Origin of the sequence: Stenotrophomonas sp. STK16_22 (genome assembly GCF_051984505.1) — a bacterium.
Classification (GTDB): Bacteria; Pseudomonadota; Gammaproteobacteria; order Xanthomonadales; family Xanthomonadaceae; genus Stenotrophomonas; species Stenotrophomonas maltophilia_A.
Map to the genome: position 1 here is coordinate 4,021,341 of NZ_CP196972.1, position 22,024 is coordinate 4,043,364.

General features: G+C 66.7%; 19 protein-coding genes. 5 read left to right on the plus strand and 14 right to left on the minus strand.

Annotated features, from left to right (window positions below):
- Positions 1-72 precede the first annotated feature (72 nt).
- Positions 73-2,733: a TonB-dependent receptor gene (locus ACSYAO_RS18595; RefSeq protein ID WP_149908676.1), complete on the plus strand. Its 2,661-nt coding sequence runs from the start codon at positions 73-75 to the stop codon at positions 2,731-2,733.
- Between the two features lie 111 nt (positions 2,734-2,844).
- Positions 2,845-5,202 (plus strand): beta-N-acetylhexosaminidase, encoded by a 2,358-nt coding sequence (locus tag ACSYAO_RS18600; RefSeq protein WP_149908677.1) that lies wholly within the window; start codon positions 2,845-2,847, stop codon positions 5,200-5,202.
- A 135-nt stretch (positions 5,203-5,337) separates the two neighbouring features.
- Here the strand turns inward: ACSYAO_RS18600 and ACSYAO_RS18605 are convergent, their stop codons facing one another.
- Positions 5,338-5,730 (minus strand): VanZ family protein, encoded by a 393-nt coding sequence (locus ACSYAO_RS18605; protein ID WP_149908678.1) that lies wholly within the window; start codon positions 5,728-5,730, stop codon positions 5,338-5,340.
- The gene (locus ACSYAO_RS18610) at positions 5,727-6,911 is read right to left on the minus strand and encodes a class I SAM-dependent methyltransferase (RefSeq protein ID WP_010480950.1); all 1,185 of its coding nucleotides are present in this window, start codon (positions 6,909-6,911) and stop codon (positions 5,727-5,729) included. Before ACSYAO_RS18610 ends, ACSYAO_RS18605 begins: the two co-directional genes overlap by 4 nt.
- A 59-nt stretch (positions 6,912-6,970) precedes the next feature.
- On the opposite strand from ACSYAO_RS18610, the gene ACSYAO_RS18615 reads away from it, so the two are divergent.
- Positions 6,971-7,708, plus strand: coding sequence for a pteridine reductase (locus tag ACSYAO_RS18615; RefSeq protein WP_024957037.1), 738 nt, complete (start codon positions 6,971-6,973; stop codon positions 7,706-7,708).
- A gap of 60 nt (positions 7,709-7,768) precedes the next feature.
- On the opposite strand, the gene folK is transcribed toward ACSYAO_RS18615, so the two are convergent.
- Positions 7,769-8,254: a 2-amino-4-hydroxy-6-hydroxymethyldihydropteridine diphosphokinase gene (gene folK / locus ACSYAO_RS18620; protein WP_149908679.1), complete on the minus strand. Its 486-nt coding sequence runs from the start codon at positions 8,252-8,254 to the stop codon at positions 7,769-7,771.
- A gap of 93 nt (positions 8,255-8,347) precedes the next feature.
- Here folK and ACSYAO_RS18625 point away from each other — a divergent pair, with 93 nt between their 5' ends.
- Positions 8,348-9,091: a 20S proteasome subunit A/B gene (locus ACSYAO_RS18625; protein WP_149908680.1), complete on the plus strand. Its 744-nt coding sequence runs from the start codon at positions 8,348-8,350 to the stop codon at positions 9,089-9,091.
- A 75-nt stretch (positions 9,092-9,166) separates the two neighbouring features.
- Here ACSYAO_RS18625 and ACSYAO_RS18630 read toward each other — a convergent pair whose 3' ends face one another.
- The 6 genes from ACSYAO_RS18630 to ACSYAO_RS18655 all read right to left on the minus strand — a co-directional run bounded on the left by ACSYAO_RS18630 (position 9,167) and on the right by ACSYAO_RS18655 (position 14,058).
- Complete coding sequence (locus ACSYAO_RS18630) at positions 9,167-9,295, minus strand: hypothetical protein (RefSeq protein WP_262975181.1); 129 nt, start codon at positions 9,293-9,295, stop codon at positions 9,167-9,169.
- Between the two features lie 209 nt (positions 9,296-9,504).
- Entirely contained in the window at positions 9,505-9,633 is a 129-nt protein-coding gene (locus ACSYAO_RS18635) for a hypothetical protein (RefSeq protein ID WP_262975182.1), read from the minus strand.
- Positions 9,634-9,673: 40 nt separating this feature from the next.
- Positions 9,674-11,185: a hybrid sensor histidine kinase/response regulator gene (locus ACSYAO_RS18640; protein WP_149908681.1), complete on the minus strand. Its 1,512-nt coding sequence runs from the start codon at positions 11,183-11,185 to the stop codon at positions 9,674-9,676.
- 4 nt (positions 11,186-11,189) lie between these two features.
- Complete coding sequence (locus tag ACSYAO_RS18645; RefSeq protein ID WP_005411057.1) at positions 11,190-11,630, minus strand: response regulator; 441 nt, start codon at positions 11,628-11,630, stop codon at positions 11,190-11,192.
- Complete coding sequence (locus ACSYAO_RS18650; RefSeq protein ID WP_032130516.1) at positions 11,627-13,444, minus strand: sensor histidine kinase; 1,818 nt, start codon at positions 13,442-13,444, stop codon at positions 11,627-11,629. The genes ACSYAO_RS18645 and ACSYAO_RS18650 overlap by 4 nt, the downstream gene beginning before the upstream one ends.
- A 230-nt stretch (positions 13,445-13,674) precedes the next feature.
- Positions 13,675-14,058 (minus strand): BON domain-containing protein, encoded by a 384-nt coding sequence (locus ACSYAO_RS18655; RefSeq protein ID WP_006470382.1) that lies wholly within the window; start codon positions 14,056-14,058, stop codon positions 13,675-13,677.
- A 171-nt stretch (positions 14,059-14,229) separates the two neighbouring features.
- Between ACSYAO_RS18655 and ACSYAO_RS18660 the strand changes: the two genes are divergently transcribed.
- Entirely contained in the window at positions 14,230-15,273 is a 1,044-nt protein-coding gene (locus ACSYAO_RS18660; RefSeq protein ID WP_049463250.1) for an oxidoreductase, read from the plus strand.
- A gap of 227 nt (positions 15,274-15,500) precedes the next feature.
- On the opposite strand, the gene gnd is transcribed toward ACSYAO_RS18660, so the two are convergent.
- The 5 genes from gnd to lipA all read right to left on the minus strand — a co-directional run bounded on the left by gnd (position 15,501) and on the right by lipA (position 22,015).
- On the minus strand, positions 15,501-16,406 hold the full coding sequence (gene gnd, locus ACSYAO_RS18665) for a phosphogluconate dehydrogenase (NAD(+)-dependent, decarboxylating) (protein ID WP_049463249.1): 906 nt from the start codon (positions 16,404-16,406) through the stop codon (positions 15,501-15,503).
- A gap of 10 nt (positions 16,407-16,416) precedes the next feature.
- Positions 16,417-17,655, minus strand: coding sequence for a hypothetical protein (locus ACSYAO_RS18670; RefSeq protein WP_149908682.1), 1,239 nt, complete (start codon positions 17,653-17,655; stop codon positions 16,417-16,419).
- Positions 17,656-17,672: 17 nt separating this feature from the next.
- Positions 17,673-18,266 carry a DUF2242 domain-containing protein gene (locus ACSYAO_RS18675; RefSeq protein WP_049463248.1) on the minus strand — a complete coding sequence of 198 codons (594 nt, stop codon included), beginning with the start codon at positions 18,264-18,266 and terminating at the stop codon, positions 17,673-17,675.
- Between the two features lie 242 nt (positions 18,267-18,508).
- Complete coding sequence (locus ACSYAO_RS18680; protein WP_149908683.1) at positions 18,509-20,686, minus strand: carboxy terminal-processing peptidase; 2,178 nt, start codon at positions 20,684-20,686, stop codon at positions 18,509-18,511.
- A gap of 318 nt (positions 20,687-21,004) precedes the next feature.
- Positions 21,005-22,015 carry a lipoyl synthase gene (gene lipA, locus ACSYAO_RS18685; RefSeq protein WP_032130310.1) on the minus strand — a complete coding sequence of 337 codons (1,011 nt, stop codon included), beginning with the start codon at positions 22,013-22,015 and terminating at the stop codon, positions 21,005-21,007.
- Positions 22,016-22,024 lie beyond the last annotated feature (9 nt).

The window sequence follows — 22,024 nt, forward strand, 5'->3', positions numbered from 1 at the left end:
CCCCGCGCATGTCATCGCAACCGTAATCGAACACCGCCGCCGGCATCCAATCGAGTGATGAGGAGAGACATCATGAACACCCGCAAGACCCTGCTTTCGGCCGCCATCGTCAGCTGCCTCGCCTTCAGCGCGCACGCGCAGCAGGCCACCCAGACCGCCACCGACCTGGATACCGTGCAGGTCACCGGCATCCGTGGTTCGATGGAAAAGTCGCTGGATACCAAGCGCGAAGCCAATGCGCGCGTGGAAGTGGTCACCGCCGAAGACGTGGGCAAGCTGCCCGCGCACAACGTCGCCGATACCCTGCAGCGCCTGCCGGGTGTGAACATCAGCTCGTCCAGCGCCGACGAAGGCGGCTTCGACGAAGCCGACCGTGTCAGCCTGCGCGGCACCAGCCCGAGCCTGACCCAGACCCTGATCAACGGCCATACCGTCGGCTCGGCCGACTGGTTCGTGCTCAGCCAGGGCAACAACGTCGGCCGCAGCGTCAGCTACTCGCTGCTGCCGTCGGAACTGGTCAGCTCGGTGGAAGTGAACAAGTCCTCGCAGGCCAAGCTGCAGGACGGCGGCACCACCGGTACCGTCAACATCATCACCCGCAAGCCGCTGGAATTCTCCAAGCAGTTCACCGCGGAAGGCTCGATCGGCGCGGTGCGCTCGGACCAGGCCAAGTCGAACGACCCGCAGCTGTCGGCCCTGTTCAACTACAAGAACGATGAAGGCACCTTCGGCGTGATGCTGCAGGCCTTCAGCCAGAAGCGCGAGCTGCGCCGCGAAGCGCAGGAAATTCCGGGTGGCTTCTTCACTATCGAAGCCAACGATCCGGTGGCCAAGACCAACCCGGATCTGCTCGGCGTACAGGTTCCGGGCCTGCTGGGCTCAACCCTGTTCGAGCAGACCCGCAAGCGTACGGGTGGCCTGGTTTCGCTGCAGTTCAAGCCGACCGATGATCTGAGCTTCGTACTCAGCGGCTTCAGCTCCAAGCTGAAAGCCAACAACTACAACCGCAACTTCATGATGTTCGGCAACAGCTTCGGCAAGTCGCAGGCGCCTGATCCGGGCTATGTGGTGAAGGATGGCGTGCTGACGCAGGCCAGCTACAAGGGCATGCCCGACACCAACTACGCGGTGTACGACATGATCTACCGCGAGTCGACGGCCAAGACCAACTACATCACCCTGGATGCCGACTGGCAGGTCAGCGAAAACCTGACTGCGAAGTTCCAGGCCGGTACCACCAAGGGCACTGGCGAAACGCCGCGCCAGTACATCGCCGAGCTGTTGACTGCAAAGGGTGGCGGCGCCAGCTGGACCACCCATGGCAACGGCTCGCCGGTGGACTGGAATGTGGGGGGCGATATCAGCCCTGCCGGCGCCAGCTGGGGCGGCACCTGGGGCAACCAGCAGGTCACTGCGATCGACAAGGAAAAGTGGGCCAACGTCGATTTCAGCCAGTACTTCAACGCAGGCGTGCTGAGCTCGATCGATTTCGGCGCGCGCTACGCCGACCACACGCGTGAAGCAAAGTCGCCGGAAGGCGCCACCCCAGGCAACATCTGGGACGCCCTGCGCGGCAGCCCCACCGCCAACTACCCGGGTGGCTTCGCCGGCGACATCGGCGGCAACTTCCCACGCAACATCTGGTACTACACCCCGGCAGCACTGCGTAATGCGGTGACCAACAACTCCGAATGGCTGTCGGGCAATGACGGTCCGGATGGCCGCCACAACTATGGTGCCGAATGGAAGGTGACCGAAAAGAACTTCGCCGCCTACGTGCAGGGCAACTTCAGCGGCGACCGCTGGAGCGGTAACGTCGGCCTGCGCTACGTCAACATCAAGCAGGACATCGATACCTACGCCACCGCCACCGGCTCGACCGTGCCGGACGTGAAGAGCCTGTTCGGTGCGTGGACCCGCGAAGCCTTCGAGAACAAGCACAACCGCGTGCTGCCGAGCGCGAACTTCAAGTACGACCTGCGCGACGACTTGGTGCTGCGCCTCGCCGCCTCGCAGACCCAGACCCTGCCCGACTACTCCGCACTGGGTGCGTCTTCGTACGGCTCGGATCTGAACCGAAAGGGCGGCGGCGGCAATCCGAAACTGAAGCCGGTGATCTCGACCAACTTCGACGCCAACCTGGAGTGGTACTTCATGCCGCGCGGCATGCTGTCGGTCGGTGCGTACTCGATGCGCCTGAAGGACTACGTGGCCTTCAGCACCGAGAAGCAGATGCTGTTCAGCGAGCTGACCAACCAGCTCGAGGAGTACGACATCTCGCGTCCGAAGAACGCCGATGGCAAGGTGCGCGGTATCGAAGTGGCCTACGAGCAGCCGATCGGCGAGTACTTCGGCGTCAACGCCAACTACACCTACGCTGATGGCAGCACCGAGCACACCTGGGCCGATGGAACCGACAACCTGCTCGGCACTTCGAAGAACACCTACAACGTGGGTGCCTACTTCGAGAACGACACCTTCGGTGCACGCGTCAGCTACACGCGCCGTTCGTCGTTCCTGATCGGCCTGTCCGGTGCCAACCCGTACTACCAGGATGACTTCGGCACGCTGTCGGCATCGCTGAGCTACAAGGCCACCGACTGGCTGAGCATCAGCTTCGATGCGCTCAACCTCAACAACCCGACCTACAAGTACTACCAGACCGCGGCCATCCCGACCTCGTTCTACAGCAACGGCCGCCAGTACTACCTCAACTTCCGCTTCAAGTACTGATTCAGCGGCGGCAACATCGCCGAGTCGTGCACGCACGCCGGGCCTGGGTCATTCCGGGCTCGGCGTTTTTCATGTATAGCGTTCATCGCACCGTTCCAAGGAGTCGTTCCGATGGTCAAGCCTTCCCGCGCCCGGATGCGCAGCGCAGTGCTGCTGGGCAGCCTGCTCGCCCTGCTGCCGGCACTGCCGGCGCTCGCCGCCGATCCCACGCCTGCCGCTGAAGCACCCGGTCCGCAGCTGCGTGCCGGCAGCCTGATGCTGATTCCGGCCCCGGCCACCGTGCAGCGCGGCCAGGGCAGCGGCATCACCGTCCGCGCCGATACCGTGCTGCAGGCCGAAGGCGAAGTCGCGCAGCGCGTCGCCGCCCAGTTCGCGGACCTGCTGGCCCGCAGTGGTGGCCCGCGCCTTGTCCTGGCCAAGGGCAAGGCTGCAGCCAAGACCGGCAGCATCCGCTTCCAGATCGTGCCCACCTTCCGCGACAGCGGCGAAAGCTACACGCTGGAGAGCACCGCGCAGGGCGTGCTGATCCAGGCCGGCAACGAAACCGGCCTGTTCTATGGCGCGACCACCCTCGCCCAGCTCGCCACCGGCGGCAGCAATGGGGTGCTGCCAGCGGTGCAGATCCAGGATGCGCCACGCTTCAGCTGGCGCGGCTTCATGCTCGACTCGGCTCGGCATTTCCAGAGCCTGGACGAGATCAAGCGCGTGCTCGACGCAATGGCTGCGCACAAGCTCAACACCTTCCACTGGCACCTCACCGATGACCAGGGCTGGCGCATGGAGATCAAGCGCTACCCGAAGCTGACCGAAGTGGGCAGCTGCCGCCTGCCGGCCGGCGATGGCGGCATCGATCCGGTCAGCGGCCAGGAGCATCCGTACTGCGGCTTCTACACGCAGGACCAGATCCGCGAAGTGATCGCCTATGCCGCGAAGCTGCATATCCAGGTGATTCCGGAAATCGACGTGCCCGGCCATGCGACCGCTGCGATCGCCGCTTATCCCGAACTGGGCACCATCGATACACCACTGAAGCCGCTCAGCGAATGGGGCGTGTTCCCCAACCTGTTCAACGTCGAAGACAGCACCGTCAGCTTCCTCGAGAACGTGCTGGAGGAAGTGATCGAACTGTTCCCGGCCAAGTACGTGCACGTAGGTGGCGACGAGGCAGTGAAGGACCAGTGGGAAGCTTCGAAGCAGGTGCAGCAGCGCATGCGTGCACTGGGCATCAAGGATGAGATGGCCATGCAGAGCCACATCATCAAGCGCCTGGAGACGTTCCTGGAGGAGCACGACCGGCGCCTGATCGGCTGGGATGAGATCCTCGAAGGCGGTCTGCCGCCGCAGGCCACGGTGATGTCGTGGCAGGGCACCGAGGGTGGCCTGGCTGCGGCCAGCGCCGGGCATGACGTGATCATGTCGCCGGTCGGCTACCTGTACCTGGACTACCTGCAGACGGCCTCACCGAACGAACCGCCGGGCCGCCCGACCCAGGTCAACCTCGGCAAGCTCTACAACTTCGAGCCGGTGCCGGCCGAACTGGCCGCCGACAAGCGCGGGCACATCCTCGGCCTGCAGGCCAACATGTTCACCGAACACACGCGCAGCTATGCACGCCTGCAGCACAACCTGTTCCCGCGCCTGGCCGCCGTGGCCGAGACAGGCTGGAGCACGCCGGAACATCGCGACTTCCGTGATTTCCTCGCACGCCTGCCGGCACAACTGCAGCGCTACCGTGCCTGGGGCCTGGCCTATGCGCAGACCCCGTTCGAAGTAGGCGTGGACTACACCGATGATCGCGCGAAGAACACCGTGACCGTGTCGCTGGCCAATCCGCTGGGCTATGAGGTGCGCTACAGCACCGATGGCCAGCCGGTGACCGCGCAGTCGCCGCTGTACCAGCAGCCGCTGACGGCGCAGCTGCCCGCCGCTGTGCAGGCCGCCGCGTTCTACCAGGGCCAGATGCTGGCCGCGAAGCCGACGGTCGCGGACTTCAGCGCACAATCGCTGCTCAGCCGCCGCAGTGATGAACTGCTCAGCTGCGTAGGCAAGAAGGGCCTGGTGCTGCGCCTGGAAGATGATGGCCCACGCGAGGGCCCCCGTGCGGTGTTCAACGTGGACATCTTCCAGCCGTGCTGGCGCTGGCCACAGGCGCAGCTGGACGGCATCGGCAGCGTGGAAGTGCGTGCAGGTCGCATCCCGTACTACTTCCAGCTGGCCCACGACGAGCCCAAGCGTCGCTTCGAGAAGGCCAAGCGCGCGCATGGCGAGATGCTGGTGCGCCGCGGCGACTGCAGCGGCAAGGTGCTGGCCGAAGTGCCGCTGCCGGCCAAGCCGGATGCCGATGGCTTCGTGACCCTGCGTGCGGCGCTGCCGAAGGGCACCCAGGGCACCAGTGACCTGTGCATCAACTTCACCGGCGATACGCGCCCGGCGATGTGGGTGCTGGATGAGGTCACGCTGGGGAAGTAATGACAGGTCTGTCATGGTGGGTGCCGACCTTGGTCGGCACCTCGGGCAGCTCATCCACGCATGGCGTGGATCTACTGATTCCATCCACACGCAGCGTGGATCTACCGGTAGGTGCCAACCTTGGTTGGCACGCCTTTACCCGCGCCAGCGCAGCAGCAGGTCGCGCATCGGGGTCAGTGCAGTGGCCATGCCGGCCAGCACGCCAATGGTATTGGCCAGCGCATCCATCGGGTCAGCAGTGCGGTTGATGGTCAGCGCGCCCTGCGCGAACTCGATGCCGATCCCCATCAGCACCAGGCCCACGCCCACCCACAGCAGCGGGCGGCCCCGACGGAACAGCTGCACCGCGCTGCCGGCCAGGATGAAATAGGCGAGGAAGTGTTCGCCCTTGTCGCTGTTTTCCGGCAACGGAATCGGCGGTGGTGGGATCAGGCAGACCACGATCACCAGCAGTACTGCCGCCGCCCACAGCGCGGCCCAGAGCCGGGGCCGCCGCAGCGGCTTGATCACCGGCAACGCGTGGCTCACAGGCGCCAGCTCAGGTCACCCAGCTCGAAGGCCGGTTCGAAGTCGACGCCACGCTGCAGGCCGATGGCCTGGAAGCGCTCGCCCATCTCCGTCGGCAGGGTCAACTTCTTCACCTGGTCGCGCAGCTGGATGCGCCCCACTTCATCGGTGCGTTCCTCGGCCAGCAGCAGCACCTGGTCCAGGCCGTTGCCAAGCAGGAAACTGGCCTGGCTGCAGTAACCGGCCAGCTCGAAACCGCCGTGCATGCCGGCCTCGGCCATCGCGGTGAAATCCACCGACGCCGTGATGTCCTGCAGGCCCGGCCAGCGATGCACGTCGTTGTGCACGTGGTGGCGGTAGAACGCACGCACGGTGCCATCGTCGCGGTCGTGCTGGTAGAACTCGCCGCGGTTGTAACCGTAGTCGACGAACAGCATCGCGCCACGCTGCAGGCCACCGGCGACCGCCTGCAGCCAGTACGGCAGCTGCGGCAGCACTTCGGAGCGGTAGCCCTCGGCGAAGGGCTTTTCCAGGTAGCGCTCGATGTGGCGTACCGCGCCATTGAGCAGGATGTCGGCCGGCTGCGCGCCGCGGATGAAGTTGCCTTCGGCATCCAGCTCGACGGTTTCCTCGTAGACCTCGCCATCCCGGATCAGGAAGCGCGGCGTCGGCAATGCGTCGATCACCTCGTTGGCGAACACCACGCCCTCCCAGTCCTCCTCGAACGGCCGGTCGACCCAGTCCACGCGCGCCGCCAGCTCGGCCGGCAGGTTCTGCTGCAGGCGCTGCTGCTGGCGCTCGCGCAGGTCGGCGCTGGGTTCGAGGATGGCGTAGCGCGACGGCAGCGCGTCGAGCTCGGCCAGGCGCAGCAGCACCGCTTCGGCGAAGGCGCCGGTACCACCGCCCAGTTCCAGCATCCGCGCCTGCGCACCCAGCTGGGCGAACACCGGCGCCAGCGCATTGGCCACGCTGCCGGCGAACAGGCTGCCGAGCTCGGGCGCGGTGGTGAAGTCACCGCTGCCACCGAACTTGCTGGCGCCGGCGCTGTAATAGCCCCAGCCGGGGGTGTACAGGCACAGTTCCATGAAGCGCGAGAACGGCATCGCCCCGCCCTGCGCAAGGATTTCGGCACGCAGGGCGGCGGCCAGCTGGTCGCTGTGGGCCAGGGCATCGGCTTCGGGCAGGGGGAAGGTGGGCTGCATGGCGTCTTCGAATGCGGTGACAATGGTGCACAGGATAGCCGAGCCTTGGAGGACCCTCGATGAGCGACACCCACCCCGTGGTCCTGATCACCGGCAGCGCGCGCCGGATCGGTGCGGCCATCGCCCGCCAGTTCCATGCCTGTGGCTGGTCGGTGGTGCTGCACGCCAACACCTCCAGCGCGGAGCTGCAGCAGGCCGCGTTCGATTTCGACAACGTGCGCCCGGGCAGCGTGCTGGCCCTGCAGGCCGACCTGCGCGACGCCGACGCCCTGGCCGACCTGGTGGAGCAGGCCGTCACCCACTTCGGGCGACTGGATGCACTGGTCAACAACGCCTCCAACTTCTTCCCCACCCCACTCGGCCAGGTCACCGCCGAGGCGATGGACGAGCTGTATGCGGTCAATGCGCGCGCGCCGCTGCTGCTGTCACAGGCGGCGGCGCCCTACCTGCGCCGCCAGCAGGGCTGCATCGTCAACCTGACCGACCTGCACGGCACCGACCCGATGCGCGACCACATCGCCTACACCATGGCCAAGGCCGCGCTGGAGATGGCCACCCGCTCGCTGGCGCTGGAGCTGGCGCCGAAAGTGCGGGTCAATGCGGTAGCGCCGGGGGCGATCCTGTGGCCGGAACAGGGCAAGGACGATTTCGCCCGCGAGGCGCTGCTGGCGCGCACGCCGCTGGCACGGATCGGCACGGTCGAGGAGATCGCCGAGGCGGTCTACTGGCTGGTGGCCGAAGCCAGCTTCGTCACCGGCCACACCCTGCGCGTGGATGGTGGGCGCACGGTCAGTTGAAATGTTGCCGGCCAGCGGCCGGCGCGAGCGGTAGTGCCGGCCGCTGGCCGGCAACCACCCTCATTCCAGGTCCACCACCTCGAACGCCTCGCCAAACTGTCTGTGCGCACGCCACAGCGTTGCCAGGTCCTGCCCGCTGACCGGGTCGATGAAGCCCGGCGCGATGTCGGCCAGCGGCTTCAGCACGAAGGCGTGCTTCAGCTCCGGGCGCGGAATGCGCAGGTGGCCGGGACCTTCCACCACCAGATCCCCGTAGAACACTACGTCGATGTCCAGGGTCCGATCGGAGAAGCGCGGCCCGCTGCGGTCGCGCCCGTGCGCGTCTTCCAGCGCATGCAGCCACTCGTCCAGTTCCTGCAGCGGCAGGCCGGTTTCGATCGCCACCGCATTGTTGAGGAAGGCCGGGCCATCGAAGCCGACCGCGGCGGTACGGTAGGCGGGCGACACCTGCAGCGCGCCGAAGCGCTCGCGCAGGGCCGCCACCGCGGCGTGGAGGTAGCGACGGGGCTGGACGTTGCTGCCCAGGCTCAGGAGCACGGTGGTCATGCGGTTCAGGTGACGGCACTTGGGGGGGGCGTGGACATGCCGTCGTCACGGCGGCCTGCCTACAATCCGGGACGCACATGATAGGGCACCGACATGACCTATTGCGTTGGAATCGAGGTGGACGAGGGCCTGGTCTTCGCTGCCGACACCCGGACCAATGCCTCGCTGGACGATGTGCGCGTGCACCGCAAGCTGCACGTGTTCGAGTACCCCGGCCAGGCAGCCTACGTGCTGATGGCGGCTGGCAACCTGGCCACCACCCAGCTGCTGGTGTCGCGCCTGGGGCGCGATGCCGGCGAACGGCGCACGCCCAACCTGCGCGACATGACTCACCTGTTCGAAGCCGCCGAGTACGTCGGCCAACTGCTGGTGGACAGCCAGGTGCACAGCAGCCACAGCGAACATGGCCATGACGGGGTCAATACCCAGGCCACGCTGATCTTCGGCGGCCAGATCGCCGGCGAGCGGCCCGGGCTGTACATGATCTACCCGCTCGGCAACGCCATCGCTGCTTCGCCGGAAACGCCCTACCTGCAGATCGGTGAGTCCAAGTACGGCAAGCCGATCCTCGACCGCATCCTCAGCCCGGCCACACACCTGGAGGATGCCGCGCGCACGGCGATCGTCTCGCTGGACTCCACCATCCGTTCCAACCTGTCGGTGGGCCTGCCGATCGATCTGGCGCTGCTGCGCGACGGCGAGCTGCGCATCGGCCAGCAGCTGCGGCTGGGCGCGGATTCGGCGTTGTATGCCGATATTCATCAGAACTGGTCGCGGCGGCTGGAACAGGCGGTGGACGCGCTGCCGCGGTTCCCCTGGGAAACCCTGGACCGGTAGTGCCGGCCGCTGGCCGGCAACCGCAGTGATCCCACCGCACGGCGATGCCGGCCAGCGGCCGGCACTACCGGGGCATCAGCCCAGCGCTTCAGCCACCGCGCGGAACACCTGCTGCATCGGCAGCGGCCAATACCAGCCACGCATCTCCAGGGAAACCGGGGACTGGTAGTGCCGGCCGCTGGCCGGCAACCGCAGTGATCCCATCGCACGGCGATGCCGGCCAGCGGCCGGCACTACCGCGGCATCAGCCCAGCGCTTCGGCCACCGCGCGGAAGACCTGCTGCATCGGCAGCGGCCAATACCAGCCACGCATCTCCAGGGAAACCGGGGACCGGTAGTGCCGGCCGCTGGCCGGCAACCGCAGTGATCCTACCGCACGGCGATGCCGGCCAGCGGCCGGCACTACCGGGGCGTCAGCCCAGCGCTTCGGCCACCGCGCGGAACACCTGCTGCATCGGCAGCGGCCAATACCAGCCACGCATCTCCAGAGAAACCGGGGACCGGTAGTGCCGGCCGCTGGCCGGCAACCGCAGTGATCCCATCGCACGGCGATGCCGGCCAGCGGCCGGCACTACCGCGGCATCAGCCCAGCGCTTCAGCCACCGCGCGGAAGACCTGCTGCATCTGCAGCGGCTTGTGCAACACATGCACCTCCACACCGGCCGGGAACGCGTCCGCCGCGACTGGCACCGCCGGATCCTCCAGCACCAGCGCCGGACCGCGGTAGCCAAGCGTGGCCATCTCGCCCAGCAGCTGGCTGGCCGGCAGCAGTTTGGAGCCGGCATCGGCAATCACCAGCGCCGGCATCGCCTCCTGCTGCATCCAGCGCAACGCCGCCGGGCCATCGGAGGCCAGCTGCAACTGGTAACCCTGGCTGGACAGCGCGTTGCCGAGCAGCGACAGGCGCGTGGCTTCGCCGTCAACCACCAGGATCGACTGGCCACTGCCCAGCGCCACCAGCTGCTCGATCGGCTCGCTGCCATCGATGGCCTCATGCATCGGCAGCCGCAGTTCGAAGCAGGTGCCCTGCCCCGGCTGGCTGTTGACGTGGATGCTGCCACCGGCGCCTTCAACGATGCGCTTGCAGGAAATCAGCCCCAGGCCGGTGCCATCGGCCTTGGTGGTGAAGAACGGATTGAACAGGTGTGACAGCGTGTCCGCATCCATGCCGATGCCTTCATCGGCCACGCAGATCTGCATCCAGTCCACGCCATCGCGCTGGCCGGCATGGCTGGCAGTCAGGCTCAGGCGCCCGCCGTTGGGCATCGCCTGGATCGCGTTGAGCGCCAGGTTCAGCATCACCTGCTGCAGTTCGGTGTAGTTGGCGTCGACCACCAGGCCTTCGTCCTGCACCTGCAACTCCAGGCGCACCGCATCGGGCACGTTGCTGCGCAACAGCAGCGCCACCGCATCGAACAGGCCATCGATCTCGATGCGCTCGCTCGGCTTGCGCGAGCCGCGCACGAACGACAGCATCGACTCGGCCATCTCGTGGCCACGGCGGCCGCACTCGGCGATGACATCGGCCAGGTGGTGCAGCTGCGGATCCTCGGTGCGCGCTTTCAGCAGGTCCGGCATGATCAGCAGCGGCTGCAGGATGTTGCGCAGGTCGTGGCTGAGGCCGGCGGCAAGCAGCGACAGGCTTTCCAGGCGCTGCGCGCGCATGAGTTCGGTTTCCACCCGCGCGCGCTCTATGGCGCTGCGTGCATCGCGGATCGCACGCGCCACCGCCGACGGCAGGCGCGCCGGCAGGTGCTTGATGATGTAATCGTTGGCGCCCTTCTGCAGCGCCGCCACCGCGTTCTCCTCACCCATGGTGCCGGAGACGAAGATGAAGGGCACTTCCGGTGAGGTCTCGCGCACGATGCGCAGCGCGTCATCACCGGAGAACCCCGGCATGCTCAGGTCGGACAGCACGATGTCCGGCTGGAACGCGACCAGTGCCTGGCGCAGTTCGGCCTCGCTCTCGACACGCTCGAAACGGGCCTCCAGGCCCGCGTCGAGCATCTGTTCGGACATCAGCTCGGCATCTTCCGGTGAGTCCTCCACCAGCAGGATGCGCAGCGCCCCCAGGGCGGGACCGGTCAGGGGCATGGGCTCACTCGAGTTCCGGTGCCTGGTTGATCAACGCCCAGAACTTGCCCAGGGTCTGCACCGCGCCGAAGAACTGGTCCACGTCCACCGGCTTGACCACATAGGCGTTCACGCCCATGTCCCAGCTGCGGGCCAGGTCGCTTTCCTCGCGCGAGGACGACAGGATCACCACCGGCAGGCGCTTGAGCTCTTCGTGCTCGCGGATCTGCCGCAGCACCTCCAGGCCATCCATGCGCGGCATCTTGATGTCCAGCAGCAGCACCGCCGGCAGGCCTTCCTCGCGGTTGGCGAAGGCACCACGGCGCAACAGGTAGTCCATCACTTCCACGCCATCCTCGACGTGCACGATGGGGTTGGCCAGACGCGCCTCTTCCAGGGCGTCGATCGCCATTTCGGCATCAGCCGGGCTGTCTTCGGCGAGAAGAATGGTGCGCAGAGTGGTCATGCAGAAGGCCCTTGTTTGTCCGCATCGATCGCGGGAGGCAGGTAGAAGTGGAAGGTGGCGCCGACGTCCGGTTCAGCCTCGGCCCAGATACGGCCGCCATGACGGGTGAGCACGCGGCGCACGCTGGCCAGGCCGATGCCGGTACCCGGGTAGTCGCTGGCCTTGTGCAGGCGCTGGAAGACACCAAACAGCTTGCCGGCGTAGGCCATGTCAAAGCCTGCACCATTGTCGCTGACCGTGAACTGATGACCGCCGTCAGGCTGTGGCTGGTAGTCCACGCGGATCTTCGCTGGTTCGCGGTTGCCCGAGTACTTCACCGCGTTGCCGAGCAGGTTCAGCCAGACCTGGCGGATCATGTTCTCATCGCCCACCACGATCGGCAGCGGCGCGATGCTCCACTCCACGTGGTGCGCATGGCCGCTGTTCTCGGCCTCGGCCTGCAGGTTGGAATCGAGCATGGCGCGGGTATCGGCCACCAGCGACTGCATGTCCACCGCCTGCTGGCGCATTGCCGCGCGGCCCAGCCGCGAGTAGACCAGCAGGTCGTCGATCAGTGCCGCCATGCGCCGCGCCGAACTGGAGATCACCTCCAGGTAATGGCGGCTCTTGTCATCGGCGGCGTCGCCCAGATGGCGCGACAGCTTGTCGGAGAAACCGGCCACGTGGCGCAGTGGTGCACGCAGGTCGTGCGACACCGAGTAGCTGAAGGCTTCCAGTTCCCTGTTGACCTCGGACACCTGCGCAACCTTGCCTTCCAGCTGGCGGTTCAGTTCCTCCACCCGCAGCTGCACGGCACGCTGCACGGTGACGTCGCTGACCGTGAGCAACACCACTTCGTCGTCGGTGTCCGGCAGCGGCATGCGCCGCGCGTTGAGCAGCATGTAGCGCACCATGCCATCGGCGGCGCGCTGTTCATGCTCGAAGTCCCACAGTTCGCGGCCGCGCAACAGCACATCGGACAGTCGCTGGCGCATCACGGGGTCTTTCCATGCACCGTCGCCGACAGTGTCCAGCAACAGGCCATCGGCGCGTTCATCCTGCAGCCCGTACAGCTCGGCGAAGGCAGGGTTGTGCAGCTGCACACGCAGGTCGCGGTCGAGCAGCACGATCGGCTCACGCACGGTCTGCAGCACCGAGGCTGCACGCGCGGCCGAACGCAGCGACTGTCGTTCGGCATGCAGGCGGCGACCGATCTGCCGCTGCAGCAGCCACAGCACCAGGCCAAGCAGCGCCAGCTGGATCACCAGCGAACTCCACGACACCAGCTCGGTCTGCTTGCGCTGGCGTGCGGCCTGCTCGGCGCGCTGTGTCAGCAGCTTCTGCTCGCTCGCCTGCAGTTCCTCCACCAGGCCACGGATCGGATAGCGCGTGCTCAGGTCCTGCACCAGCTCGCGCTGATCACTGTTGGGTTCGGACTTTGCCAGTTCGCGGGCAAGCGCCATGCGCCCTTCCAGCATCGACTCGATACGGCCGATGCGGATCAGCTGCTCAGGATTGTCGCGGGTCATCCGGCCCAGTTCAGCCAGGCGACCGGGAAGGTCATTGGCTTTGGCCATGCGCTCGCGCAGGCCAGGCGCATCCACACCCTTGGACAGGGTCAGCGCAGCCGATTCGACATCGCGTACATCAGCCTGCAGCTGCTGCAGGGCCACACCCACGGCCTGGGTATGATTGACCCAGGCCATCGCATCTTCGCTGTCCTGCTGCAGTTGGCGCAGGGTCAACCACGGCACCACGATGATCGCGGCGGCGGCCAGCGCCAGGGCCGGCAACCGCCAACGGTCCCAGATGTCATCACTGAAAACCAGCGCCATAGTTCCTCGTCAGCACAGCCGCGGAGCGTAGGCCGATACCGGCCCGGCTGCGGCGGAACGGGCAATATAGCGCAGGCGGTCACAACTCTGGAGTTTCCCGCCTGGTTGGCTGAACGGGTTGCGGAAACCCACGGTAGAGCCGAGACGTGCTCGGCTGCAACCCAAAGGGCAGTCGAGCAAGCTCGACTCTACCCAGGCAGCGGGCGCCCCATGCGGGGCGCCCTCCGGGGTCAGCGCTTGGCAGCAGCGCTGACCTTCAATGCAGCGGCATCGACGCGGGTCACGCCCTTGATGCCCTTGGCGGTGGTGACCGCCTTGTCCTTCTCGGCCTGGGTGGCCACGGCACCACTCAGGCTGACCACGCCGTTCACGGTTTCCACCTTGATTTCAGTGCCCGGAACGTTGCTGCTGGCCAGCAGATCGGCCTTCACCTTGGTGGTGATCCAGGTATCGGTCACCGGCTCGTTGGAGTCATGGCGATCAGCATGGGTTGCCGGATGGGTGCTGGTCGGCGGGCTCTTCGCGGCCGGGTCCTTGGCGAAGGCAGCCGAGGAGGACAGCGCCAAGCCCAGGGTCAGGGCGGAAGCAATCAGCGTGCGGGTGGTATTGCTCATCGTGTCGTACTCCTTCGGAATGTGCTGCCAGTCTGGACAAGCCGCCGTAGAGCAGGCGTGGCGTTGCGGTCATGCCGCTGTGAATCGAGGCGTTTCCAACGGCAACGGTTCAGTTTTGGCCTGTACGCAGGTGTCGTTTACCCTGCCCTTCCCCATTGCCGGAGCCGTCTCATGCGCCCCGACCTGCAACTGGCCCTGATCGGCTACGGCCTCGCTGGCCGCGTCTTCCATGCGCCGCTGATCCAGCACACGCCCGGGCTGGTGCTGCACAGCATCGTCAGTTCGCAGCGCGACACGTTGCTGCGCGCGTTCAGCGACGTGCACGTGCGCGCCACGCCGCAGGAGGTGTTCGACGACCCGGCGGTGGACGCGGTGGTGATCGCCACTCCGAACGCACAACACGCACCGCTGGCGATCGCGGCGTTGGCCGCGGGCAAGCATGTGCTGGTCGACAAGCCGTTCGCGCTGGATGTCGCTGAAGCCGAAGCGGTGCTGGCTGCGGCACGTGATGCCGGACGCATCGCGACCGTGTTCCAGAACCGGCGCTTCGATGCCGACTTCCTCACCCTGCAGGCGCTGCTGGCCGAAGGCGCGCTCGGTGACGTGGCCGAGTGCCATGCGCACTTCGACCGCTACCGGCCGCAGGTGCGCGACCGCTGGCGCGAGCAGGACGGACCGGGCAGCGGCCTGTGGTACGACCTCGGACCGCACCTGCTGGACCAGATGCTGGTGCTGTTCGGCTGGCCCGAGGCCATCGATGCCGATCTGGCCGTGCAACGCGAAGGTGGCAGCGGCATCGATTACTTCCACGCGGTACTGCACTACCCGAGGCATCGCGCGATCGTGCATGCCGGTTCGCTGGTGGCGGCCCCCACGCCGCACTTCAGTGTGCATGGCAGTCGTGGCAGCTGGATCAAGCATGGGCTGGACGTGCAGGAGGCACAGCTGCGGCGCGGTGTTGCGCCAGGAGCGCCAGGCTGGGGCATCGACCCACGGCACGGCGAGCTGGTGCGCTGCGATACTGAGGACAATGTGCAGCGCAGTACCGTGGACAACCTGCCGGGCGACTACCGGCGGCTGTATTCGCAGTTCGCGGCGGCGATGCACGGCGATGGCGAGCCGACGGTCAGCCCGGTGCAGGCACTGCAGCTGATGCGGTTGCTGCAGGCCGGCATGGACAGCGCGCGCGAAGGGCGGCGAATCGCGTTGGGGTGATCGGCAGGGCTGCGCCCTGCACCTGCCGAATCAACGGCAACGTCAACGTCAAAAGCGGGCATTCCGTGGATGACGGGGTGGGGTCCGACGGTGGGTGTCGACCTTGGTCGACACATCGACGTGGAAACCATCGGAGACGGCTCTTGTAGGGTCGAGCCATGCTCGACTGGCTTCATGGGGTCGGACCCCTTCGGCAACGCCGAAGGGGTCCGACCCCACCGCGGTGCTTACGATTTCTTGATGGCGTGGCCGCCGAACTCGTTGCGCATCGCCGACAGCAGGCGGTCGGTGAACGAATTCGATTCGCGCGAGCGCAGGCGTTCCAGCAGCGACAGGGTGATCACCGGTGCCGGTACATCCAGTGCGATCGCTTCGGCAACCGTCCAGCGGCCTTCGCCGGAGTCTTCCACGTACGGTGCAATGCCATCCAACGATGGATTGCGCTTGAGGGCTTCGGTGCTCAGGTCCAGCAGCCACGAGCGCACCACGCTGCCGTGGCGCCACACCTCGGCCACCTGGGCCAGGTCCAGCTCCATTTCCTGCTTGCGCTCCATCAGTGCGAAGCCTTCGGCGTAGGCCTGCATCATTCCGTACTCGATGCCGTTGTGGACCATCTTGGTGAAGTGGCCAGCGCCGGACGGGCCGACACGACCCCAGCCACGATCTTCGGCCGGTGCCAGCGTGCGCAGCAGCGGTGCGATCTGCTCCACCACCGACGCTTCGCCACCGACCATCAGGCTGTAGCCCTCCTGCAGGCCCCACACGCCACCACTCGTGCCGCAGTCGACGTAGCCCAGATCGTCTTCGGCCAGTGCCTTGGCGCGACGGATCGAGTCCTGGTAGTTGGAGTTGCCGCCATCGATGACGATGTCACCCTCGGCCAGGTGCGGGGTCAACTGGCCCAGGGTCTGGTCGACGGTTTCGCCGGCCGGCACCATCAGCCACACCACGCGCGGTGCCGGCAGCGCGGCAACCGCGGCGGCCAGCGAATCAACCACTTCCAGGCCGGCCTCGGCAGCGCGCTGGCGGGCACCCTCGCCCGGGTCGTAGCCGACCACGCGGTGGCCGCCGCGATGCAGGCGCTGGGCCATGTTGGCGCCCATGCGGCCGAGGCCGATCATTGCAATGTCCATTGTTTCACCTTCAGTTGGGGTCTAGGGTCAGGCTGCCTGGCCTGCCGGTAGCCGCGCAGTGGCGCAGCTGCGCCTCGCGCCAACGCCGGTAGAGCGTGGTATGCAGATTGTGCACCGCCAGGTCGATCGAAAACGGCGTTCGCGGGTTGCGATCGAGCAGGCGGGCGATGTGGTAGCCGATGGGACGTATACCGCGTGGATGCACATAGATCACGAACTGCTGGTAGAACGGATCGTCCAGCAGCTGGTCCATGCGTGCCAGCGTGTCGTGGTAGCGCGGTTCCAGCCGTGCACGAAGGTTGGGATCACGCTCGAACAACAGGCGCTCGAAGTAGCGCTGGCCGATGCGCGGGATGCCCTGCGCGAGTTTCCAGAGTTCGGCATTGCGCTGGTCGTACCAGGCCAGGCCGCCATGCTCAGCCAGTGCCTGCGCGGCGCCCTCGCCCACCTCGACCACGACGAAGTTCTCGGCCTGGTTGCTCAGGTCATCCAGCGTGCCCTTGTCGTACACGTGCTCGATGAAACCGGGCACACCAACGAAGGCCTGCCGTCCCATCGCCGAGGTGCGCACCGCCTTGCCATCGGCGAAGAAATCACCCGCGTGGGCTCCGAGCAGGATGCTGTCGGTCTCGTGCAGGGCGAGGAAAGTGCCGATCGACAGTTCATCCGCTGCGAACTCCGTATCGAACGCGGCATCACCATAAAGCTCTCGTTGCGTGGCCAGCTGCGCGACCTGGCGGCCGACCCCGCATTCGGCACGCACGGCACCGCTGTAGAACGCCTCCAGTGCATGACTGTTACCCGCGCTCGGCACGAAGCCACGACCGAAACTGCGTGTGCGCTGCCAGCCTTGCGCGCGTGGGCCCTGCAGGCCGAAGCCGATCCAGCCCAGCTGCGGGCCGGAGAAGCGGAAGGTGGGGTTGTCCTGCAGTGCAGAAGCCGCACGTTGCGTGGCCGCGCCCAGTTCGAAGGCATAGGCGCAGACCGTGGCTGGATCGTCCAGCAACTGTTGCAGCAACGCCTGGCGTGCTGCAGCGGACATTCCGGCCGGCCACCCCACGCGCAGATCGCCTGCCGCCTGTGCTGCAGCCAGCGAGGCACGTGTACACAACGGGCCGCCGTGCACCTGTGGTGCACCGGCCGTGACCTCGTCAAAGCGCCATCCCAGCCGCTGCAGCAGGCCCTGCGTGCAGTCCGGCGTTGCGGACGCAATGCCCAGCGCGGGCATCAGCAGGAGTGCCACTCCCATCAACGTGCCGCGCACGATCACCCTTGATCCGTGCTGCGGGCCGGTGCGGGCTCGGGCGGCGCGAGCGCAGGCGGTGCGGGTTTGCCAGCATCCGCCGGCAGGTACTGTTGCAGGCGCTGGAAGAAGCGCTGATAGAACCCGGCATCGGTGACGGTGCTGCTGGCCACTTTCACCAGGGAATCGTCATTGCTGCCGAACGGCAGCGACACCGAGCCCAATGCACCCACGCCCACGCTGGCCGACGTCGGGCTCTTCTTCAACGCATAGCGGTCCTGCACCGCGCTGACGAACACCAGCGTCTGGCTACCACGCTGCGCGCAGGAGATGCGCAGCACCAGCTGCTCGTGGTCGTCCTCGCGTGGCTGGAAGTTCTTGTTGCCTTCCACCTGCGCTTCGTCGGAGCGGGCGATGGCGTAGCCCTGGCTGAGCAGGGTGCGCCGCGCGGCCTCGCAGGCGTCACCGGGGCGGCCATCGACGGTACGCGAGAAGGTGTCGCCGGAATCAAAGGATTCGCGCAGCAACGTACTGTCGGCGGCGCGGCCACCACAGGCCGACAGGATCAGGGCGCTGGCGAGCGCCACGGCAGCACTGGAAAGACGGGAGGCCCGCATGGGTACTCCTGCGAGGACGGTACCGCCAAGGGTAGCCCTGCGGCCGTGTGCGGCAGGTTGAAACCGGCGTGACCGAGCCACCCCGTTGCTGCCGGTTCATGCACAGAAAAGGGGACGGAGGGGATTAAGTCGTTTGTGGCACTTCGCTCGCCGGGCATGGCCCGGCGCTACCGTGAACGAGGTCCCCAGACAGAAAGGGGCCGGCAATGCCGGCCCCTCGGGTATCACATGCCGTCGCCGGCTCAGTCGGCCCAGCGACCAGCGCCGGTCGACTGCGGCAGCACCTGCGCCGACAGCGGGCGATCATTGGCCAGCAGGTTCACCGCATCGGCCAGGATCGAGGCCGACTCGCGCAGCAGCGGGTCCGGACGCTTCTCGGCGGCCTTCTCGCGCGCTGCATCCTTGACGATGTCGCGCTCGTTGCCAGTCAGGCCGTCGTCGTTGCTGTCATCGGCCAGCGGGTCCAGGGCCAGGCCCAGTTCCTTGCGCATCGCCTGGCGCTCCTTGCGCTGGGTGTCCTGGCGCTCACGCTCGGCGCGGCGGGTGGCCTCGTTGAGCGAGACGTACTTCTTCGCGGCCTCGGTGCGGAACTGCTGCACGTCCTCGTTCCACCACTGGAATTCCTTGTCGGCGGCGATGCGCGCGTCATGGCGGGTTTCCAGCTTCGGCAGCAGCGGCGCGAAGTTGCCGTACTGGGTGTGCGGCACGGCAGCGATGCGGGTCCACGGCAGCGCGTTGTCGTAGGTGCTCTCGCCGAACTCGGTGGCATCGACACTGGCCGGGAAGGCCAGGTCCGGCACCACACCCTTGTGCTGGGTGCTGCTGCCGCTGATGCGGAAGAACTGGGCGATGGTCAGCTTCACCTGGCCGAAGCGCTGGGTCTCGCCACTCGGCCAACGGTCCAGGTCGACGATGTTCTGCACGGTGCCCTTGCCGAAGCTGGTCTCACCGATCACCAGGCCACGGCCGTAATCCTGGATGGCACCGGCAAAGATTTCCGAAGCCGAGGCCGAACCGCGGTTGATCAGCACTGCCAGCGGGCCATCCCATGCCACGCCCTGGTTGCGGTCGCTGTTGACGGTGACGCGGCCACCGGACTCGCGCACCTGCACCACCGGGCCCTGCTCGATGAACAGACCGGTCAGTTCAATGGCTTCATCCAGCGAACCACCACCGTTGTTGCGCAGGTCCAGCACCACGCCGTCCAGCCTGTCGTTCTTGAAGCCGGCCAGCAGCTTGGCCACGTCGCGGGTGGCCGAGGCGTAGTCGGCCGCGTTGCGGCGACGGCCTTCGAAGTCCTGGTAGAAGGTCGGCAGCTTGATCACGCCGACCTTGCGCGCCGGCTCGCCATTGGCGGCCGGAATGGTCATGGTCTCGCCCTTGGCGGCCTGTTCGGCCAGGCGCACCTTCTGGCGGGTCAGCACCAGAGTGTGGTGCTTGCCGTCGGCGCCCTCAGCAGCCGGGATGAACTCCAGCTTGACCTGGGTATCCTTGGCGCCGCGGATCTTGGCCACGACGTCGTCGATGCGCCAGCCGATCACGTCCTCGACCAGGCCGGACTTGCCCTGGCCGACGCCGACGATACGGTCACCCGGCTTCAGCGTGCCATCCACTGCGGCCGGGCCACCGGCGATGATCTCGCGGATCACCACTACGTCGTCCTGGCGCTGCAGCTGCGCACCAATGCCTTCCAGCGACAGCGACATCGCCTGGTTGAAGTTCTCGGCGGTGCGCGGGGTGAAGTAATCCGTGTGCGGGTCAACGGCGCTGGTGTACGAGTTCATGAAGAATTGGAAGACGTCTTCGCCCTTCAGTTCATTGACCGACTTCTCCAGCGTCGCGTAGCGCTTGTCCAGCGTCTTGCGGATGTCGTCCGGCTTCTTGCCGGCCAGCTTCAGGCGCAGCCAGTCGTTCTTGACCGACTTGCGCCACAGCTCATCCAGCTCTGCACTGCTGGCCGCCCACGGCACCTTCTTGCGGTCGTATTCGAAGCGCTCGTCGGTGGTGAAGTCCGGCTCCTGCTTGAGCAGCTTGCGCGCGTAGGCCACACGTTCGCCGACGCGCTGCTTGTAGACCGCGAACACCTGGAACGCCGGCTCCAGCTCGCCGCCACGGATGGCCGAGGAAATGTTGGCTTCGAACGGCGCGAAGCGCGCCACGTCGGCCTGGGTGAAGTACTGCTTGCCGCCGTCCAGCGTCTCCAGGTAGCGCTTGAACACGTCCTTGGAGGTGGCCTCGTCCAGCGCACGCGGGCGGTACGCGTAGCGGCTGTCGGACAGCAGGCCGTACACCAGCTTGGAGGTGGTCACCTGATCGGCGGTTGCCGCAGCGGGCAATGCCGGCGAATCGGCCTTGGCCGCCAGCGCCAGCGGCGCGACCAGCGCCAGGGCCATCAGGAATGCGGGGGCTTTGAATTTCATTGACGTGCTCGAAGGCGCCTTGCCAAGGGGGAGACTGCGGGGTGTTAAGACACCACGACAGTGCCGAAAGTTGCCGGGTTTGTCATCCGGCCGCGCTAGGTGGAAAACCAGCCTAGCCGGGCCGGTGTAGCAAATTGTGAATGGCTGAAGAGCGGCGCACCCAGCGGCGCCGTCTGTCCGGTTGCAGAGGGCATGGGGTTGCAAGCCCCCTGAGTCAGGGGGCGGCCGCGAAGCGGCGGGGGTGTGGGTGGTGGTAAGCCGGGGCCCACGGTGTGCGCAGCGCAGCGTGGGAAGTGGTAGCGCGCATCGCGCAACCGCTTACCGGACGCCGGCGCCCTTGGCCTGCACGTCGGCGTGGTACGACGAGCGCACCATCGGGCCGGAGGCCACGTGGCTGAAGCCCAGCTCGTAGCCGTAGTCTTCCAGCGCCTTGTAGTCCTCGGGGGTCCAGTACTTCAGCACCGGGTGGTGATGCGCAGTCGGCTGCAGGTACTGGCCGATGGTGATCATGTCCACGTCGTGCGCGCGCAGGTCGCGCATGGTGGCCTTGATCTGCTCGAACTCTTCGCCCAGGCCCAGCATGATGCCGCTCTTGGTCGGCACGTCCGGATGCTGCGCCTTGAAGTTCTTCAGCAGGTTCAGCGACCACTGGTAGTCCGCACCCGGGCGCACGTTGCGGTACAGGTCCGGCACGGTTTCGATGTTGTGGTTGAACACGTCCGGCGGGTTCTGCGCCAGGATCTCCAGCGCGCGCTCCATGCGGCCCTTGCCGCGGAAGTCCGGGGTCAGCACTTCGATGCGGGTGCCCGGCGACTTCGCGCGGATGGCACTGATGCAGTCGACGAAGTGCTGGGCACCGCCGTCGCGCAGGTCATCTCGGTCGACGCTGGTCACCACCACGTACTTCAGCCCCATGTCGGCCACGGTCTGGCCGAGGCTGGCCGGTTCGTTGGCATCCGGCGGCTTCGGGCGGCCGTGGGCGACGTCGCAGAACGAGCAGCGGCGGGTGCAGACCTCGCCGAGGATCATGAACGTTGCCGTGCCGTGGCCGAAGCACTCGTGGATGTTCGGGCAGCTGGCTTCCTCGCACACCGTCACCAGGCGGTTCTCGCGCAGCTTGGCCTTCAGGTTCTGCACCGCATTGCCCGAAGGAATGCGCACGCGGATCCAGGATGGCTTGCGCAGCACCGGCGCGTCGGCGAACTGCACCGGCGAGCGGTTGATCTTGTCACCGCCCAGCTGCTTGACCCCGGCCTGCAACGGCGCGGCGGACGGAGAGTCGCCCTGCACGATCTGCAGGGGAATGGAACGGGCGGTGGTTTCAGTCATGGCAGTTCC

Coding starts and splice junctions, on each gene's coding strand:
- ACSYAO_RS18680 (WP_149908683.1), bottom strand. CDS start 20,686: ATGAAATTCAAAGCCCCCGCATTCCTGATGGCCCTGGCGCTGGTCGCG.
- gnd (WP_049463249.1), bottom strand. CDS start 16,406: ATGGACATTGCAATGATCGGCCTCGGCCGCATGGGCGCCAACATGGCC.
- ACSYAO_RS18640 (WP_149908681.1), bottom strand. CDS start 11,185: ATGCCCCTGACCGGTCCCGCCCTGGGGGCGCTGCGCATCCTGCTGGTG.
- ACSYAO_RS18635 (WP_262975182.1), bottom strand. CDS start 9,633: ATGGGATCACTGCGGTTGCCGGCCAGCGGCCGGCACTACCGGTCCCCG.
- ACSYAO_RS18650 (WP_032130516.1), bottom strand. CDS start 13,444: ATGGCGCTGGTTTTCAGTGATGACATCTGGGACCGTTGGCGGTTGCCG.
- folK (WP_149908679.1), bottom strand. CDS start 8,254: ATGACCACCGTGCTCCTGAGCCTGGGCAGCAACGTCCAGCCCCGTCGC.
- ACSYAO_RS18660 (WP_049463250.1), top strand. CDS start 14,230: ATGCGCCCCGACCTGCAACTGGCCCTGATCGGCTACGGCCTCGCTGGC.
- ACSYAO_RS18610 (WP_010480950.1), bottom strand. CDS start 6,911: ATGCAGCCCACCTTCCCCCTGCCCGAAGCCGATGCCCTGGCCCACAGC.
- ACSYAO_RS18595 (WP_149908676.1), top strand. CDS start 73: ATGAACACCCGCAAGACCCTGCTTTCGGCCGCCATCGTCAGCTGCCTC.
- ACSYAO_RS18600 (WP_149908677.1), top strand. CDS start 2,845: ATGGTCAAGCCTTCCCGCGCCCGGATGCGCAGCGCAGTGCTGCTGGGC.
- ACSYAO_RS18630 (WP_262975181.1), bottom strand. CDS start 9,295: ATGGGATCACTGCGGTTGCCGGCCAGCGGCCGGCACTACCAGTCCCCG.
- ACSYAO_RS18675 (WP_049463248.1), bottom strand. CDS start 18,266: ATGCGGGCCTCCCGTCTTTCCAGTGCTGCCGTGGCGCTCGCCAGCGCC.
- ACSYAO_RS18670 (WP_149908682.1), bottom strand. CDS start 17,655: ATGGGAGTGGCACTCCTGCTGATGCCCGCGCTGGGCATTGCGTCCGCA.
- lipA (WP_032130310.1), bottom strand. CDS start 22,015: ATGACTGAAACCACCGCCCGTTCCATTCCCCTGCAGATCGTGCAGGGC.
- ACSYAO_RS18655 (WP_006470382.1), bottom strand. CDS start 14,058: ATGAGCAATACCACCCGCACGCTGATTGCTTCCGCCCTGACCCTGGGC.
- ACSYAO_RS18645 (WP_005411057.1), bottom strand. CDS start 11,630: ATGACCACTCTGCGCACCATTCTTCTCGCCGAAGACAGCCCGGCTGAT.
- ACSYAO_RS18625 (WP_149908680.1), top strand. CDS start 8,348: ATGACCTATTGCGTTGGAATCGAGGTGGACGAGGGCCTGGTCTTCGCT.
- ACSYAO_RS18615 (WP_024957037.1), top strand. CDS start 6,971: ATGAGCGACACCCACCCCGTGGTCCTGATCACCGGCAGCGCGCGCCGG.